Source organism: Breznakiella homolactica (genome assembly GCF_016616095.2).
Taxonomy (GTDB): Bacteria; Spirochaetota; Spirochaetia; order Treponematales; family Breznakiellaceae; genus Breznakiella; species Breznakiella homolactica.
Genome location: NZ_CP067089.2, coordinates 3,443,925 through 3,462,159, shown reverse-complemented (window position 1 = coordinate 3,462,159; position 18,235 = coordinate 3,443,925). Strand labels below are relative to the sequence as shown.

Sequence of the window (18,235 nt, the reverse complement as noted above, 5' to 3'; positions counted from 1 at the left end):
TGCCAAGAATCACTGTTTAAAGATTTTGCCGATATTGTCTATTATCCAGATTTTACCGATATTTTCGGGCACCGCGGCAAAACGGTCAAATCACGGGCGGCGGTACGGTTTGTACTGCTTTATTTCCCTGGTCCGCTGTAAACTCCAATATATATGAAAAAAGTACATTTTTCAGAAAGATAATTGAAAATGTCATATAATAATTCCAATTTTTAAGTTTACCCCGGTTGGTCTACGTACTATACTTAATTAGACCCCATTCCCTTGGAGGATAACATGTCGGTTACTCTGGCTCAGCAGCGGTTATGCGGTGTGGCTGTTCCGGTCGGTGCCCTGCGCAGCGAGGACAGTATCGGCGTGGGTGAATATCCGGATCTTGCGGAACTGGGTTCGCTGTGTGTTTCCGCGGGAATCCGGCTGATACAGCTGCTGCCTGTCAATGATACGGGGTACGAAAGTTCTCCCTACAGCGCTCTTACCGCGTTCGCGCTTCACCCTCTGTATATCAGGATCAGTGACATTCCCGGGGCAAAGGAATTCCGCAAGGAACTTGCTGCGCTGGGGAAAAAATATGAACAAGAAGCCCGGTTCCCCTACCGGGAAATTCTCCGGGACAAACTGGCTCTGCTCCGGAAAATTTATTCCCTCAATATAGAAGAAATAAAAGCCCAGTCAAAAAAAGGCGGCGCCCTGGATGCGTGGATTGACGCAAATCCCTGGGTCACTGAATACGCCGTGTACCGGCGCCTCAAGGAGCATAACCAGGAAAAAAGCTGGAAGGAATGGGATGAATATTCGGAAGTCACGGCGGATACCGTCCAGACTCTGTGGAATAATCCCAAACTCCGGGAGGATCATCTCTTCTGGATATGGATCCAGGAAGCGGCGGACAGCCAGTTCCGGAAAGCCGCCGGAGAGCTTTCGGAGATGGGGATACTGCTCAAGGGGGACCTCCCGATTCTGATGAACGACGACTCCGCCGATGTCTGGGCCCAGGGGAAATTTTTCCAGAAAGGTCTTTCCGCCGGGGCGCCGCCGGATATGTACAGCCCGGAAGGCCAGAACTGGGGTTTTCCGATCTACGACTGGTACGCCCAATCCAAGGACAACTACGGCTGGTGGAAGCGCCGCCTCAAACAGGCCGGGAAATATTACGGGGCCTACCGGATCGACCATGTGCTCGGATTTTTCCGGATCTGGGCAAGCAGCGACAAAGATAAATCCGCCGCCCTGGGGCGGTATATTCCCTATATACCCATCAACCCCAATGATTTTGACGACCTGGGATTTACCGCCGAACGGGTGCGGTGGCTTTCCGAACCTCACGTTCCCACCGCCGAAGTGTACGAAGCCCTTTCGGGGATTACGGACAGCGGCGGGCAAAAGGACGAATTCCGCATCGCCGCTGAGGCGGAGAGTGTTTTTACCAAAGCTCTCACCAGAATCGGCGATGAGGATCTGTGGCTTTTTAACCCTTCTATCCGGGGCGAAAAGGATATAACCGCCCTGGAACTGCATCCCGCCGCCGAAGCGTATCTGTACAAAGCCTGGGCAAACCGCCTGTTCCTGGAATACGAGAAGGACAGTTATTTTCCGGTGTGGTATTTCCGGGAAAGCCGGGCCTACCAAAGCCTTTCCGGGGAGGAACGGCAGCGGCTGGAGGAACTGCTGGAAAAACGGCGGGTCAATTCCGAGTCCATCTGGGAAGAACAGGGCCGGCGGCTCCTGTCGGTGCTTTCGGCGTCTTCGGAGATGCTGCCCTGCGCCGAGGATCTCGGCGCCGTCCCGGCCTGTGTGCCCAAGGTCCTTACCCAGCTCAAAATTCTCGGGCTCAGGGTACTCCGGTGGTACCGGGACTGGGATCTGGAAGGGCAGCCCTATATTCCGTTTTACGGCTACCCGGAACTTTCGGTGGCGACCCCGGCGGTCCATGACAGTTCCACCGTCCGGGAATGGTGGGAACGGGAAGCCGACCGGGATGTGCTCCGGACCTTCATCAACGCCCCTTCCCTGCCCGATACATACGACCCCGGGGCCGCGGCAGTAATTCTCGGGAAGGTGGCCGGAGCGCGGTCACGGTTCAGGGTCTTCCAGATCCAGGACCTGCTTCACCTCTCCTCCCGGTGGTACGCCCCGAATCCCGCCGCGGAACGGATCAATGTTCCCGGCACCACCAACGACTTCAACTGGACCTACCGCCTGCCGGCGGCCATGTCGGAAATACGCGGAGATACGGACCTCATGGCGGCCCTCAGGGAACTCAGTTCCGCGGAACCTGAACAAAGGAAAGACCTATGACGCACATAACCCTGAATTTGACAAAACTCCGGAACCGTCAGAAATCCTCTGTTCCCGGTCCGTCAGCGGACCGCAGGCAGGGTATAATGGAATTCCATATTGCCCGGGATATCCGGGATACATACGGCCTTGAGTCGGCGCTTTTTTCCCTCCAGGGTAACGTAGTCCTCGCTGATTTCCGGCAGGTCCGGGAACTGGCGCAAAAACTGAATGAAAAAATAAACCCCGAGATTCATCCTGAACGGATCATCAAAGCGGGCCAGCTTAACGCCATGGGGCTCATTGACGAAATACTCCATTACGTGGCGGCCCTGTACCGGGAGCAGGTCCAGCCCGATGCCTTTGAGACAGCCCTTGCCCGGTTCGAAAAAAATCTCGGCAAAGAAAAGACCGCGAAACTCTTCCGGGCATTCTGTACCCAATTCCCTCCCCGGGAGGTGTACACCGGGAAGCTCTCCGTGGATGAGTATCTGGCGGTCAAAAGCGGTGACGAAACCAACCGCGCTCTGGCCCTGGAGGAGCTCATGCTCCTGGCCCTGGCCAATCTCAATACCGCCTTCGATCCCTTCAAATTCCTTTTTGACGATACGGATTTAGCGGAAAAGACCGCGTATACCAAAGCCATCGGCGAACTCCAGGCCCATTTCGCGGAGCTCCCGCCCTTCGGGCCCGACAGCCAGAGTCTCTGGGATCTGCTCCGGGCTCCCGCCCTGGCATCCCCGGACTCCTTAAGCGGACAGCTCGATTTTATCCGGAAGAAATGGGGATTGATTATCCAGCGGTACCTCGCCCGGCTGCTGACGGGCATGGATGTAATCAAGGAAGAGGAAAAACCCGTGTTCTTCGGGCCCGGACCGACTCAGGCCTACGCCTACGAAGGGCTGGAACATGAATACGAACGGTTCAGCCAGGACCGCGACTGGATGCCCAGGACCGTGCTCATGGCAAAGAGTACCCTGGTGTGGCTTTTTCAGCTTTCACGGAAGTATAAAAAAGAAATAACCCGGCTCGACCAGATCCCCGATGAGGAACTGGACGAACTGGCCCGGCGGGGCTTTACCGGCCTGTGGCTCATCGGGCTTTGGGAACGGAGCAGCGCGTCGAAAACCATCAAACAGTGGACCGGCAATCCCGAGGCGGCGGCCAGCGCGTACAGCCTGTTTGATTACGATATTGCCGCGGAACTCGGCGGCTGGGGCGCCCTGACGAACCTCAGGGAACGGTGCGCCTGGCGGGGTATCCGGCTGGCGTCGGATATGGTTCCGAACCATACGGGGATCGATTCCCGGTGGGTCATGGAACACCCGGACCGGTTCCTCCAGCTCCCCTACCCGCCCTTCCCGACGTATACCTATAACGGCGGAAACCTTTCGAACCGCGACGGAGTTGGCGTATATATAGAAGACCATTACTACAACAGAACCGACGCGGCGGTGGTCTTTAAGCGGGTTGACTTTAATACCGGGGATACCCGGTACATCTACCACGGCAATGACGGCACCTCCATGCCCTGGAACGATACCGCCCAGATAGACTTTCTCAATCCCGAAGCCCGGGAAGCGGTGATCCGGACCATTATCGGGGTATGCAAACAGTTTTCCATTGTCCGGTTTGACGCGGCCATGACCCTGGCGAAACGCCATATCCAGCGGCTGTGGTATCCCGAGCCCGGCCACGGCGGCGACATAGCCAGCCGGGCGGAACACGCCATTTCTACGGAAGAATTCAACCGGAGGATGCCCGAAGAATTCTGGCGGGAAGTGGTGGACCGCTGCGCCGCGGAAGCCCCGGACACACTGCTCCTGGCGGAAGCCTTCTGGATGCTGGAGGGATACTTCGTCCGCACCCTGGGGATGCACCGGGTCTACAATTCAGCATTTATGAATATGCTTAAAAATGAAGAAAACGCCAAATACCGGGCGACCATTAAAAACACCCTGGAATTCGATCCGGAAATTCTCAAACGGTTCGTCAACTTTATGAACAACCCCGACGAGGAAACCGCGGTGGCCCAGTTCGGCAGGGATGACAAGTACTTCGGCATCTGCACGCTCCTGGTCACCATGCCGGGGCTCCCCATGTTCGGCCACGGCCAGATTGAGGGCTTTGAGGAAAAATACGGCATGGAATATCAGCGGTCCTACCGGGATGAAGAACCGGACCAGTACATGATAAGCCGGCACGAAAAGGAAATATTCCCCCTGATGAAGCGCCGGGGACTTTTCGCCGAAAGTATTCACTTCTTCCTGTTCGATCTCTTCAGCGCCGACGGATCGGTGAATGAAAACATTTTCGCGTATACCAACCGGTCCGGGGATGATAAAGCCCTGGTGCTGTTCAACAATTGTTTCTATCAGGCTACCGGCTGGATACAGACCAGCGCCGTAGCCGTGCCCCAGCGGGACGGCGGAAGCCGCCGCCCGACACTTTCGGAAGCCCTGGGATTCAGCGGCGGGGAACAATGTTTCGTTGTTTTATGGGAACAGCGATCAGGGCTGTGGTATATCAGGTCCAGCAAGGAACTGGCTGAACACGGCCTCTTTGTTTCCCTGAACGGATACGAAGCCCAGGTCTTCCTGGACATCCATGAAATCGACGATACCGGGAACGGCCGCTGGGCGCGGCTGCACCACGAACTAAACGGCCGGGGCGTTGAAAATCTCAATTCCGCCATGCAGGATATTTTCCTCGGGGAACTGTACGCCCCCTTTACGGCGCTTTTCTCCCCGGGAATTCTGGAAACTCTGTACATGAATTTCGCCTCCGCCGGCGCGGGGAAGGCGTCAGGACCGTCGGGGATCGTCCCGGTCTTTACCGGCTCAGGGCCGGAAACCGGCAAAGAATCATCCTGGAACAGCGAATGGACGGGAACGGCGGATACCGAAACCTTTATCCGGGACCTCAAACAGCAGGCTATGGCGTTCATCACCACCGCCCGGAAATATCTCAGCGGCGCCGGGGGGCGGTACGAACCGTACCCGTGCGGTGAGAACACCTGTTCCCCTGACCCGGAACATATCTGGGAAGATCTGTCCGCTTTTATCCGCCGTTTTATTCTGATTTCGGAATATGCCGCCAAAGCGCCGGCGGCTTTGGGTAAAAAGGGAAAATCATTTATCGGTGAACTTGCTGAAACCGTAAACGCGAAACCGTACCGCACCGCCTTTGTAATGGGCTACGGAGTGCTGGCCCTGCTGCGCCCCATTATCGGACCGGATACCGGGGGCGCTGATGCCGCCGCGCTGCTTGACCACTGGTGCCTGGACCGGAAACTGCTGGAGATCTTCCGCGGCCTCGGCATAAACGGGGATGAATCCTCCCGGGCGGTGCAGGCGATCAAGGCCCTGCTGCGGCGTACCCGGCCTGCCGCGGACTGGAAGGATACGGATCAACCCGCGGAACTGGCGGTGCTGGCGGAGGCTTTTGAAGAAGACGATCTCCGGGAACTCCTGGGGATAAATCTTTTTGACGGTGTCCTGTGGTTCAACCGCGAAGCTTTTGATGACGCCCTGTTCTTCGCTTCCCTGTTCTTGATACTGGAATCCCCCGAAGCCCTGGAGGAAATGCCTCCGGTCCGGAGTACGGCAAAAAAGGAAACGAAAAAAAGCGCTCCCCGGAAGAAAACAGAAAAAGCGGACAAGCCCGTTTCCCGGGACTTTGACAAGCAGGAATGGAACACACGGATAACCTCCCTGGCGAAACTTTCCGGACGCTTCAAGGAAGCCGAAGAAAATTCCCGGTACCGCCTGGATGAATTGCTGAATTACCTCAGCGGGGATATTTCCTAGACTCAGCGGACAGCACCTGCAATGCCAATGCATTTCCGGGCGAAGCGATTTGATGTATACTTATGGGATAAGGATATCCCATGAAAAAAACAAAATTCCGGTACGCGGCGGTCCTGTTTTTCTTTGCCGCCCTTTCCGTGTTTTCGTATGATTTCCACTATTTTTCACCCCAGGAGATGAGCCAGCTCTGGGGACCTACTCCCGGGGTCAGAGAAAGCGCTGTCTCGGCTTTTGCGAATCCGTCATATAACGGCCTGCAGGTTCCGGGATATTCAGATGTGGAACTGCTTTACGCCACCGACGGATACGCCCTCGACGCGATGCAGCATCTGGGCATGTTCTACAACACCCGAAGGCTGTCCCTGGGGCTTTTGTATTCATCCCTTCCCGACGCAGAGGATCAGCTGAATTTCAACATTGGCCTTTCCTTCGGCAGCCGGGCTATTTCCTTCGGCCTTTCCAACGGCAGTGTCATTACCCCGTCGGACGGCAGGTTTTTCGGCAATTACCGGCTGGGCGCATTATCGAGACCCATGCGGTTCCTTTCACTCGGATTCAGCATGGGAGGGACCTACAACGGCGACTGGTTTGATATGGGCGGCGAAGTGGGAGTACGGCCCCTGGGCAGCAATTTGCTGACGCTTTTCGGGACCTACTCCCGGACCTTCCATGATTCGGATCACGAAGATTTCTGGTCCGTCGGTCTGGACGTAAAACCCATCCCCGGTATTGCCGTCAGAGGGGCGTATTCAAAGGATGAACGAATAAGCCTGGGGCTCAGTGTGAGCTGGGAGGGGCTTTCCATATCAGGATCCTCGGTTACTCCCAGAAATTTTTCATCCGTCACGAATATGGTTTACGGAATCGGACTCGGCGACTATGTGGCCACCCCCTCGCTCCCCATTCCCGTGACGGGCAGCCGGTACCTTGAGCTGAATCTCAAGGGTACTCTCCGGACCAAACCTTCGTATTTTTCCGGCGGAACTTTCCTGGTAGAAACCCTCAGGGTCATAAAAAAAGCGGAGAACGACCCGGATATCCGGGGTATTGTGCTTAATACCTCGGGTTTTTCCGCCGACCGGGAATCCCTCTGGGAACTGCGGCGGGCATTGGAAAATTTCAAATCCACGGGAAAACATATTGTTGCGTTTATTGACGAAGCGGATTTTGACATCTATTACTTCGCCTCCGTGGCGGACAGGATTATCATGGATTCCGGGGGCACCCTCACCATGTTCGGATACGCCGTGGGCCGGGGGTACTTCAAGAATACCCTGGATAAACTGGGCATCGGCGTGACGGAACTGCGGTACCTCACCTACAAATCCGCGGCGGAATCCTACACCCGGACCGATCTGTCCGGGGCGGACCGGGAGCAGTACAACGCGTACCTGGACGATATTTTCGGCTATACCAAAACGGTGCTCATGCGGGCCCGGTCGCTTTCGGAAGAAGAATTCAACGCCATCATCAACGAGGAATATTTATATTCCTCCCGTTCAGCCCGGGCACGGGGGCTTGTTGACGGCACCGGCCGGGAAGAAATAGTGGGCAGTACCATCCGGGAACTCGAAGGGCGGCCCATATACTCCTACGCGGTTCATGGAAACCCAAAGACCAGCCTCATGGCGGATAGTTATACCAGCTACAGATACGACGCGAGGGAAACCCCCGAACCGTACTGGGGTGAGCCCGCGAGGATTGCGGTTATCCATGCCTCGGGCCAGACCGATATGGACAGGGGCATGGCAGCCCGGCAGCTTTCCCGGCTGATCAGGGATGTCGCTCAGAGGGTATATGTCCGGGCAATAGTTATCCGGGTAGATTCCCCCGGGGGCAGCGCAGTGGCCGCGGATTACGTGGCCGAGGCAATCAGGGACGCCCGGAGGCAAGTGCCGGTGGTGGTTACCATGGGATCCGCCGCCGCCTCCGGCGGGTACTGGGTTTCCATGTACGCCGACCACATTGTGGCGGCGCCCTACACCATGACTGGTTCCATCGGCGTTATAGCATCGTGGTTTTATGATAACGGACTGAACGAAAAACTCGGCATAACCCTGGATACCCTCCAGAGGGGGGACCACGCGGATATGCTCACGGGCTTTATCATGCCCCGGCGGGACCTCAGCGAAGCGGAACAGGAACGGTACCGGCTCTATATCATGGATATGTACGATGAATTCGTGGGAAAAGTCGCCGCGGGGCGGGGAATGACCAAAGAAGCCGTGGAAGCCATTGCCCAGGGAAGAATCTACTCAGGCCTCAGCGCCGTGGAACTGGGGCTGGCGGACAGCATCGGAGGCTTGAGCGACGCCATTGAAATCGCCAGGAACCTGGCGGGGATACAGGACGGCCGGCAGATTGTATTCGAGGAATATCCAACCGCTTCCCTGTTCGATTCAATAATGGCGAATCTGGTCACTGCCCGGATTTCCCTTCCCGAAGAAACACCCTTTGTGCGGGATCTCCGGTACCGGATCTCCCAGAACGGCAGGGTTCTGCCGCTGCTGCCCCTAGAATTTACCCTGCAGCAGTAGTTCGGAAAGGGGAACAAAACACCATGAGCCTGGACACCATCGGTGAAGCCCTGGATTCCGCGGGGTACTACCTGCATCTGTACTCCTTCACCGCCCTGGATTCCTATCTTGGCTATCCGGGGCTCCCTTCGGGATACCTCGAGACCGACGCGGATCCGGCGGCCCTTGCCCGGCTGTTCGAGGGTCTGCGTTTTCCCGGCCCCGATCTTGCCGACGCGGCGCTGGACGAAGCCTCCCCCGGAAAACCGCCGGACTGTACCTGGTATTTCCGCTGTATCGACCGGGATTCCCCCGGAAGCAGGCAGGACTCGCCGTTTACCGTTCTGCAGATACGGCGGAACTGGAAAAACAGGCATTTCCTGGATCCCCGGGGAATATACCCGGCCCTGAAATCCCTCTGGCAATGTCTGGGAAACTCCGGACGGGACGGCGGTTCCGGACAATGTACGGACATCCTCCTTTCCGGCGGGCCGGGGGAGATCTTCTATACCGCTGCCATGGAAGCGGCGGTTTTGGTTTCACGGTACAGCCGCGCCGGTGAAGAGGCGGCACTGCCCAAGGCGGTCTCCGCCCTTGCCTCGTCAGTGGCGGGGCTTCCCCGGGGAACACCCCCGAACACTGAAGCCCTGCGGGTGCTGCTCTCCGCGGGGCTGCTTTCGGACCGAAGCGGAATGGGGCTGCAGTTTCTTATGGAATGCGGCTTTGTTGAAACCCTCTGGCCCGAGCTGGCAGCCATGGACAATGTGGACCATTCCAAGGAATTCCATCCCGAAGGAAATGTCTGGCAGCATACCCTGGAAACCCTGCGGTACCGGAAAACCGCCGACCTGCGGCTTTCCCTGGGGCTGCTCCTCCATGATTCCGGCAAACCTCTCTCGGAATCTTCCGGCAGCCGCCGGTTTGACGGCCACGCCGAGCTGGGGGCGTCGGTGGCCAGAAAATTCCTGAACCGCCTGGAGTACGAACCGCAGCTGATCGAGGATGTCTGTTTCCTCGTGCGGAACCACATGCTCCCCGCGGCCCTGCCCCGGCTGCCACTCACCCGGACCCAAAACATACTGGAATCGGACCTTTTCCCGGTCCTCATGGAATTGTACCGCTGCGACGAATCCTCATCCTTTAAAGGCCTGGAAGGGTATTACGAAAGCAGCGCCGCCTACCAGACTTACCTGCGGAACCGGAAAAACCCCTACCGGTCGGCGGACGGCAAGAAAAACGGGAAATATTATTATCCATAAAAATTGTCAGCAGCAGCTGGCGATGGCGGCCTGGAGGGAATCGAGGCTCGGGGGAATAACCGCCACGGGGTCTACTTCATTCTGAAGCGCCGCGATGTTTTCGGGCACCTCCACCCGCTGTCCGGTAACTTTAAACACAAGATCGGCATATTTCGCGGGATGGCCCGTGGCCATGACCACCACATGGCCCCCGAAATCACGGGAACCGAGGCAGCGTTTGGCCGCCGCGAAGGCAACCGCGCCGTGGGGATCGAGGATGATGCCGTAATCCTTCCAGGCCTGTTCCATGGCGGCGATGGTGGTTCCGTCGTCAATGACTTCGGGAAAGACCATATTCTGCATCACCGCGGGGGATTCCTGGTAGAATGCCGCCAGCCGGCTGTAATTCGCGGGATTGCTCACATCCAGCGCAGGGGAAATCGTCGAAACCACCGGCCGGGGAACGAATTTCTCGCCCCTGATATATTCACCGAAGGCGTTGTTGGTGTTCATGGCCGCGATAAACCCGTTCACCGGCATACCGAATTTCCAGGCGTAGAGGCCGGCGATTAGGTTGCCGAAATTCCCCGAAGGCACGCTGAAGGATAAATCCCCGCAGAGCTTCTTTTTGATTTTTACAAAGGCATAGAGGTAGTAAAAAGCCTGGGGAAGAAGACGGCCCACATTGATTGCGTTGGCGCTGGTTATACTGTACCGCTCCGCGAAGGGGCGGTCATGGATGGCGTTGCGGATGAGCTGCTGGCAGTCGTCAAAATTGCCTTCTATTTGAATGGGGAGAATATTGCCGCCCTGGGGAACGAATAACGCCGGATCCAGCCCGTGGACGGTCCCGGCGGGATACAGAATAACCGCAGTCATTCCTTTCCGCTTGTAAAAAGAATGGGCAATGCTCGCGCCGGTTCCTCCGCTCCGGGCGGCGCAGAGGATCATGGCCCGCCCGTTGTTCTTGATAAGTTCCTCCATGATTGCCGCCAGAAAGGCAATCCCGAAGTCCTTAAAAACCCCGGTGGGTCCATTATAGAGATTTAATACGGAAAGGGAATCGTCGAGAATTTTCAGCTCCGGCTCAAAATCAAAGGCGCTTTCCGCGACCCTGGCGGCGGAAAAGGGGTTCAGTTCCCCCTGGAGCAGCGAAGGAGCAACGGTGGCCACCAGTTCGGGATAACTGGTATCCTCGTCCATATAGAGGAAAAACTGCCGCATGTCAGTAACCGAAGCAGGTATATAAAGTCCCCCGTCAGGAGGCAGGCAGCGGAGCACCGCATCCTTGAACGAAACCAGCGGTTCTGCGGAACGGGTTGATCTGAATTCCATTGTAATCCTTCTAGTTCCAGTGTACTCCCGGAAGCTGAAATCAGCAAGCATACCGCGGTTACTGAAATTCAGAACCGGATACATAGGCTGAATGTTCCGCTGTTTTTGAGGCCGCTTAAGTGAAATATACCATTTTATACCGATTCATCAACCGTATTTCCCTCGTAATCAGGCAAAGGAGCTTCTTCGGGAACCGGTTCGGTATATTCGGTATTATCAACAACCACGGGGGGTTCTTCCGGTTCCGGGGGCGGAACGGTTATACCCACTATATCGCCTACAGGATCCACAGCCATAATACCTCCTCGAAGTCTCATCACGGAAACTTCTTTTCTATATAAAAGATACTATTCCTGACCTGGCAAAGCAAATAGAGATGGTATATGCTGTGAAAACGGCACAGTAAGATCTATTGAAGTATTGGAGTCCGAATGTATCTCATCAGCGCCTGTCTTGCGGGTATTCCCTGCAGGTATAACGGCACCAGCGTTCACAAGCCGGAATTTTCGGAACTGGTAAATTCCGGCAAAGCCATTGCGGCCTGCCCCGAGGTCCTGGGAGGGCTCCCCATCCCCAGACCCCCCTGTGAAATCCGGATTGAGAACAGACAAACCAAGGTCATCGGCAGAGACGGCTATGAGTATACCCAGGCCTTTGTCCTGGGAGCCGAAAAAACCCTGCGGATCTGCCGGCGGTACCGCATTACCACGGCCATTTTGAAATCAATGAGCCCGTCCTGCGGCTGCGGCCGGATATACGATGGGAGTTTCTCCGGAACCATCCGGACGGGAAAAGGCGTGACCGCGGAACTGCTCACCGCGAACCGGATCGTGGTATTCACCGAGGAAAACTGGAAGGAAGAATCCGGCAGCGAAACTGGCTAAGCCGGATGAAAAGCTCCGGGTCATCAATATCGATTACCAGCCGATCCCCCAGCCTCTGCATCAGGGAGCGGGGATCAGATAAAGGATTTATTGAAGGTCCCGGTTTCGCGGATTACCGTTTTCAGTATTTTGACGGCCCCGCCGGCGTCGGCGAGGTCGGCGAATTCCACCGGGGAATGGGAATACCGCCGGGGCAAAGCCAGGATTCCGGCGGCGATTCCGCCGTTGGCATAACCGAGCGCCGAGGCATCCGTGGCATACTGGAACCCCAGCATGGAAGCGCGCTGCAGCGGCACCGAAATCCGTTCCGCGGTTCCGCAGAGCAGGGATTCCACCGCTGGGTGGGTCTGGAAAAAATAGTCGCCCCCGGCACGGTTCTGGGTAACGATCGCCGGACCGGCTCCCAATACCAGGGGCAGAATCTCACTGGGCACGGATCCCGGAGTGTCGGCAACCGGGATTGTATCAATGGCTATGGCGTAATCGGGTTCAAGGCCGTGCATCGCGACGGAGGCGCCCTTCATCCCAACTTCTTCCTGCACCGTAAATACGCAGTGCAGGATTCCGGGAAATTCCCGGTCCTTCAATTCTTCCAGCAGAACCAGAAGAACGGCGCAGCCCAGCTTATCATCGAGCCCCCGCATCGCGACCCTGGAGGACGGCGGGAATTCGGTTACACTACTTTTGAATACAATGGGATCCCCGATCCGGATACCCAATGCCGTGACCTCGGCCCGGCTAGAAGCGCCCACATCCACGAAAAAATCGGTGATCGGCGCCACCTTGCGTGCGTCTTCCGGGGACTGCAGATGGCCGGGTTTATAACCGATCACCCCGGGAATCCGCTTTAATGAAACAAGGACATCCCGGGCAGGCAGCAGACTGTCGGCAACACCCCCTAACCGTTCAAAGCCGATGAACCCGTTTTCGGAGATTCCCCGCACCACAAGCCCGATTTCGTCGGTATGGGCTCCCAGAAAAACGGTGGGTCCCGGAGAATTACCCTCCAGGGCGGCGGTTACGTTGCCGATTGTGTTCACCGTAACCGAGGCGCCAGCGGATTTTGCGGTCCCGGCAATATACCGTACCATTTCCTGTTCCATACCGGAAACCGAAATGAGATCCGCCATAACCCGGAGATGATCTTTCAGCCTGTTAATATAGTCCATAAACCATATCATCAGTCCAAAGTCCAGAAAAGTCAAATATATCAAACCCGGCAGGGAAGCATGGCGGGGACCCGGTCCGGGGGTCCTGCCGGTACGGTACCATGCTTCCCTGCCGGTTCTTTGGGAGAGGCTCTTTTCCTGAGAACCAGGAGTGGGGGTGGCGTAAGACTTGCCGCCTGCGGCGTTCAGTCTTTCAGGAGTTTTGCAGAGCAAAACTCCATGGATGGTCCGGCAAGGCTGGAGCCAGGGGGAGCCGCCTGCCGGATACGGTTACCCCCAGCAGGTAAAAGCACCAAACACCCGTACATATTGGTTACGTCGGGTGTCATACATAAAGGGGAATGAGCGACTTTCGAGGCCACAGGCCGCTGAGGAGCCATTCTCCTTTATATATGACAGGACCCGCAGATCCAGTTAACATGGGTGCTTGGTGCATATACAGCTCAGTGCTCCCCCTCATCCTTGACCAAGGGCTCCAAATTTTCTATACTGTCTCCTCTATCTGTATGGAAAACAAGTACCTTTATATAGATGCAAGGAGATTCTCCCATGAAACGGACTTATCAACCTAGTAAAGTCAAACGCAACCGTAAATTCGGATTCCGCGCCCGTATGAAAACCCGGGGCGGCCGTTTGATTCTGAAGCGGCGCCGGGCCAAAGGCCGGACAAAACTGAGTGTTTCTGACGAAAAGAAACCTTATTAAATCAAGAGGTAAAAACTGTCTTTCCGGTTTCGGCGGGCAGAACGCTTAAAGGGAAGGGATCAGATCGGGCAGGTTTTTAGCCGCGGACGGAGTGTTTCCTGTTCCGGGGCGAAACTGTTTATCCTGAAAAATGATTTGCCGGTAAACCGTATCGTATTTACCTTTGCCCGCAAATACGGCAACGCGGTACAGCGGAACCGTTCACGGCGTCTGAGCCGTGAGGTGTACCGGCTTATAAAAGAGCAGCTGCGATCCGGTTATGATTTCGTTCTGCTGGTTTATCCCGGAAAGGACTCGTTTGAAGCCCGGCAGGAGCAGCTTAGCACGCTGTTTTCCAGGGCCGGTTTATTTTTGGAAACGTAGTGGCAAGACCTTTACAGAGCCTGGTCCTGTTATTGATCCGGTTCTACCAGAACGCTGTTTCGCCTCATTTTCCCCCAAGCTGCAGATATGTACCCACATGTTCAGCCTATGCCTATGAAGCGGTCCGGCGTTACGGACCCTTCCGGGGGCTATTTCTGGCAATAAAGCGCGTTCTGCGGTGCCATCCGTTCCATCCGGGCGGTTACGATCCGGTACCTTGATTTTTACTGAGGAGATCCATGGAAAAGCGAACCCTGCTGGCCGTTGTACTTTCGGTCGTTGTCATATCGGTGTTTTATACAGTTCAGGCGTTATTCTTTATGCCCCAGGAACCCGCGGGGCAGGAACCGGCGCCTGTAGAACAGCCCCTTATTTCCGAAACCACCGGCTCGCCGCCTCCGGCGCTTACGGTTGATACAACCCAGGAACCTGCCGAACCCGGAGATACTGCGGAAGCGGCTCCCATTGAGGAACAATGGGTAACCATCAACACCGAACTGGCGGAAATTATCCTTTCCAATACCGGCGGGGATATGATTTCCTACAAACTGAAAAACCACCAGGACGGCAGTGAACCGGTGGAAATGATCCTTCCCGGAGACCGGGAACCCCACGCTTTTACCATCGCCTTTGGCGACATGAAGGCTGAACCGGTGCAGAGTCTGTTCCACGTGAACCGCCTGTCATCGACGTCGGTAGAGTTTTACCGGGATTTTGCGGTCGGCGCCAACGGCGGAGAAGCCGGGCAGTTCCGGCTGACCAAACGCTACGATTTTATTCCCGATGAGTACATGTTTGAACTGACCGTTACCGTTGACGGCGGGAATTCCGTACCTTCGATAAACTTTTCCGGGGCAGCCTACACCCTGGCGTTCGGCCCCCAGATCGGTCCCAGTTTTGAAAAACTGGACCAGCGTTACGAATACCGCCAGTACCTGACCCTGACCAACGGCAAAAAACGCCAGGAAAAAGTCAACAGCAACGGTCCCACGGTGATCAATTCCCGCGCGACCTGGGCCGCTATCGCGGGGAAATACTTTACCTTTATCGCCATTCCCGAATCGGCCCAGTATGAAATGGCCTTCTCCACCGCCCCGGAAGCGGGGCTCTCCGACGCGTCCCGCTTCTTCATGGTCCGGCCGCCCCTTAACAGTTCCAGAACCACGGATACCTACCGGTTTTACCTGGGCCCCAAAAGCCAGAATGACCTGGCCATCTACGACAATGCCAACAACGCGTACAAACTGCGGGACCTGCAGCTTTCCGATATCGCAAGCACCAGCGGTTTTCTCGCTCCCCTGGAGTTCGTGCTGAAATGGCTGCTCCAGCTTTTCTACCGGATTATCCCGAATTACGGGGTGGCCATTATCCTGCTTACCCTGCTGGTAAAGATTCTCCTCTTCCCTCTGACCAAAAAGGGCTCGGAATCAACCCTGCGGATGCAGACACTTTCGCCGAAGATCCAGGAAATTCAGACTAAATATAAGGACAACCCCAACAAGATGAACGCCGAGATGGCGGAACTCTACAAAAAGGAAGGCTACAACCCCATGTCGGGCTGCCTCCCCATGCTGATCCAGTTCCCCATCATCTTTGCCATGTACAACCTGTTCAACACCCATTTTGATCTCCGGGGCGCCATGTTTATTCCCGGCTGGATCCCCGACCTTTCCCGGCCTGAATTTGTGTACAGTTTCGCACCCTTCAGGCTGCCGATCCTCGGGTGGAGCGAGATACGGCTTCTGCCGTTTATCTACCTGGCATCCCAGCTTCTGTACGGAAAGGTCACCCAGACTCTGGACCAGAAGGCGAATACCCAGATGAAGCTCATGCTGTACGTGATGCCCATCGTATTCTTCTTCATCCTGTACGATGTACCGTCGGGGCTTCTGCTCTACTGGATTCTGTCCAACCTGCTGACCCTGGTACAGCAGCTGACGATCAACAAATATCTTGCCAAGCGGAAAGCCCAGATAGCTGCCGAACAGGCCCCGCAGCAGGTAATTGTACCGAAGAAAAAAAAGAAACGGTAACGCTCATTTCCTCTATGAACGGAACCATAACTTCGCAATTTCTATCGCGAGGAGCGCTATATGATATATGAATTTGAAGGCCGTACGGAAAAGGAAGCCATCGACCGTGCGGCGGAAGAACTGGGCCTTGAGAAGGACGGCTTTGATGTTGAAATTCTTGAGACCCAAAAATCGGGTTTATTTAAAAAAGGATTCGTAAAAATCCAGGTACATACGGATAAACCCGTATCCCCTCCGCCCAGACCGCAGATGGATGGGAATTCCGGAGATACTGATTCCCAGGACAGACCTTCCCGCCAGGCGGTATTCGGCGACCCGGAACCAAAAAACGATTTTGAACAGCAGATGATTGATTTTGCCACAGGGCTGATTGAGCACATGGGCTATCCCGGTTCGGTTTCAATCCAGTTCCGGGAGGAACACAAAATCGGGCTCAAAATCGATTCCGAGTATTCATCTATTCTGATCGGCAAAAAAGGCAAAAACCTGGATGCCCTCCAGCTGCTTGCCAACATCTACGCCAGCAAGATCGGACGGGAAGACATGCGGGTTATCCTGGACAGCGAAAATTACCGAATCCGGCGGGAGGAATCCCTGGTCCGGCTTGCCTACACCGTGGCGGACAGGGTCCGGGAAAACCGCGGTTCCATTCTTCTGGAACCCATGAACCCCTTTGACCGCCGGCTCATCCACACCACCCTGAACGATATTTCCGATGTGGAAACGAAAAGCGAAGGCGAAGGCCTGTACAAGCAGGTGCGGGTATTCTACCGCGGCAGCATGCGGTAAACCGCCGCAGCGGCCGCTATTAGGAAAGGCAGATCCGGGTATCCTGAGGGATTCCGGAACTGCCTTTTTTATTCCCCGGCTGCCTGTAGTTTCGGAATCGCTTTTTTGTTATCTTTGATTAATAGAATTGTTTGTAATATAGCATCAGGAAAAGGGAACAATTATGGCTTTAAATAAAAAACTGATCCTCTGTCTGGCGGGAATTGCGGCGGCGCTGCCGGTATATTCCGTGTCACTGGAAGAGCTGGTCGGCCCGGGACGGGCGGAGCAGCTTATCAGGGACGGGCAGATAACCGAAACCCAGCACAAGAATCCGGAGCCCCTGATGGCCCCGGACAGCGCTTTTATCCGGCAGCTTCTGGAAGAAAATAAAAAAGCCGTTGAGCCCAGCCTCATGGCGGAAAGCCTGTATTTGTATAAAAAACCCGATACGGCGAACCGCGATTCCTGGACAGAGCAGGAACGTACCGCTCTGTACAACGAAACCCTGGCTTTGAGTACCCTGGCGGGAATCGAATATTTTTCCACCACCCGGAGCGCCATGCGGGTTTTCTACGAAACATCCTCAATCATTGACAATCCGGATTCAAAAAATCCCCGGTCGGATCCTGTGTACAGCATCCCGCCGGAAAAACTGACCGTCTATGCCCGGCAGAAGGATCTGACTTTCGGGGATAATGTTTACAAGTACGATTATTTCTTCAGGGAAGATGCCCTGATATTCATACAGGAAAACCTCACCACCATGAACAGCGGACCGATTCCCATGGTCGGCAAAAACAAGCTCCGCACCGTGGTAGCGGTTCTCGACGCGGGGCCGTACCTCGCGGTGTATATCTCGTCCATGGCCAAGGCGCCGTCGATCCCGGGCATCGGCCAGCGGGTGGGCAAATCCTTTTCCACCCGGGCGGACGCGGTGCTGACCTGGTTCACCGGCCAGGCCGATAAGGCCTATGAGAAAACCCGCTGATTAACGGCGGCAGCGCCGGGCTGACTCAGCCGGACACAGGCCGCATGGCGGGCTGAAGTCCGCCGATACGGAAAAAACTTTATTTGCAACTAAAAAACAGACCGGGATTCTATTCATTTACGGAAATATTCGGAAAGGGCAGCCGGT

The 18,235-nt window shown here is 55.7% G+C and carries 14 protein-coding genes; 11 read left to right on the top strand and 3 right to left on the bottom strand.

Annotation, left to right across the window (positions count from 1 at the left end):
* The first annotated feature begins 276 nt into the window (after nt 1-276).
* The 4 genes from JFL75_RS15600 (at nt 277) to JFL75_RS15585 (ending at nt 9,861) form a co-directional block, all read left to right on the top strand.
* Nucleotides 277-2,298 carry a 4-alpha-glucanotransferase gene (locus JFL75_RS15600; RefSeq protein WP_215627603.1) on the top strand — a complete coding sequence of 674 codons (2,022 nt, stop codon included), beginning with the start codon at nt 277-279 and terminating at the stop codon, nt 2,296-2,298.
* Nucleotides 2,295-6,086 carry an alpha-amylase family protein gene (locus tag JFL75_RS15595; protein ID WP_223292669.1) on the top strand — a complete coding sequence of 1,264 codons (3,792 nt, stop codon included), beginning with the start codon at nt 2,295-2,297 and terminating at the stop codon, nt 6,084-6,086. Before JFL75_RS15600 ends, JFL75_RS15595 begins: the two co-directional genes overlap by 4 nt.
* A gap of 80 nt (nt 6,087-6,166) precedes the next feature.
* A complete protein-coding gene (gene sppA / locus JFL75_RS15590) occupies nt 6,167-8,623 on the top strand; it encodes a signal peptide peptidase SppA (protein ID WP_215627602.1) in 2,457 nt (818 codons plus the stop codon).
* A 23-nt stretch (nt 8,624-8,646) separates the two neighbouring features.
* Nucleotides 8,647-9,861 carry an HD domain-containing protein gene (locus JFL75_RS15585; RefSeq protein WP_215627601.1) on the top strand — a complete coding sequence of 405 codons (1,215 nt, stop codon included), beginning with the start codon at nt 8,647-8,649 and terminating at the stop codon, nt 9,859-9,861.
* Nucleotides 9,862-9,867: 6 nt separating this feature from the next.
* Here JFL75_RS15585 and thrC read toward each other — a convergent pair whose 3' ends face one another.
* The gene (gene thrC / locus JFL75_RS15580; protein WP_215627600.1) at nt 9,868-11,175 is read right to left on the bottom strand and encodes a threonine synthase; all 1,308 of its coding nucleotides are present in this window, start codon (nt 11,173-11,175) and stop codon (nt 9,868-9,870) included.
* A 134-nt stretch (nt 11,176-11,309) separates the two neighbouring features.
* Complete coding sequence (locus JFL75_RS15575) at nt 11,310-11,471, bottom strand: hypothetical protein (RefSeq protein ID WP_215627599.1); 162 nt, start codon at nt 11,469-11,471, stop codon at nt 11,310-11,312.
* Nucleotides 11,472-11,606: 135 nt separating this feature from the next.
* Here JFL75_RS15575 and JFL75_RS15570 point away from each other — a divergent pair, with 135 nt between their 5' ends.
* Complete coding sequence (locus JFL75_RS15570) at nt 11,607-12,059, top strand: 2-thiouracil desulfurase family protein (RefSeq protein ID WP_215627598.1); 453 nt, start codon at nt 11,607-11,609, stop codon at nt 12,057-12,059.
* Nucleotides 12,060-12,133: 74 nt separating this feature from the next.
* Here JFL75_RS15570 and JFL75_RS15565 read toward each other — a convergent pair whose 3' ends face one another.
* On the bottom strand, nt 12,134-13,228 hold the full coding sequence (locus JFL75_RS15565) for a M42 family metallopeptidase (protein WP_215627597.1): 1,095 nt from the start codon (nt 13,226-13,228) through the stop codon (nt 12,134-12,136).
* Nucleotides 13,229-13,777: 549 nt separating this feature from the next.
* On the opposite strand from JFL75_RS15565, the gene rpmH reads away from it, so the two are divergent.
* The 6 genes from rpmH (at nt 13,778) to JFL75_RS15535 (ending at nt 18,088) form a co-directional block, all read left to right on the top strand.
* Nucleotides 13,778-13,933 carry a 50S ribosomal protein L34 gene (rpmH, locus tag JFL75_RS15560; protein WP_215627596.1) on the top strand — a complete coding sequence of 52 codons (156 nt, stop codon included), beginning with the start codon at nt 13,778-13,780 and terminating at the stop codon, nt 13,931-13,933.
* Between the two features lie 15 nt (nt 13,934-13,948).
* Complete coding sequence (gene rnpA, locus JFL75_RS15555) at nt 13,949-14,296, top strand: ribonuclease P protein component (RefSeq protein WP_215628626.1); 348 nt, start codon at nt 13,949-13,951, stop codon at nt 14,294-14,296.
* Nucleotides 14,296-14,517 (top strand): membrane protein insertion efficiency factor YidD, encoded by a 222-nt coding sequence (yidD, locus tag JFL75_RS15550; RefSeq protein ID WP_215627595.1) that lies wholly within the window; start codon nt 14,296-14,298, stop codon nt 14,515-14,517. The genes rnpA and yidD overlap by 1 nt, the downstream gene beginning before the upstream one ends.
* A gap of 18 nt (nt 14,518-14,535) precedes the next feature.
* Nucleotides 14,536-16,329, top strand: a complete 1,794-nt coding sequence (gene yidC, locus JFL75_RS15545) for a membrane protein insertase YidC (RefSeq protein WP_215627594.1) — start codon at nt 14,536-14,538, stop codon at nt 16,327-16,329.
* Nucleotides 16,330-16,389: 60 nt separating this feature from the next.
* Entirely contained in the window at nt 16,390-17,118 is a 729-nt protein-coding gene (jag, locus tag JFL75_RS15540; protein ID WP_215627593.1) for an RNA-binding cell elongation regulator Jag/EloR, read from the top strand.
* Between the two features lie 163 nt (nt 17,119-17,281).
* Entirely contained in the window at nt 17,282-18,088 is an 807-nt protein-coding gene (locus tag JFL75_RS15535; RefSeq protein ID WP_215627592.1) for a DUF6675 family protein, read from the top strand.
* Nucleotides 18,089-18,235: the final 147 nt, after the last annotated feature.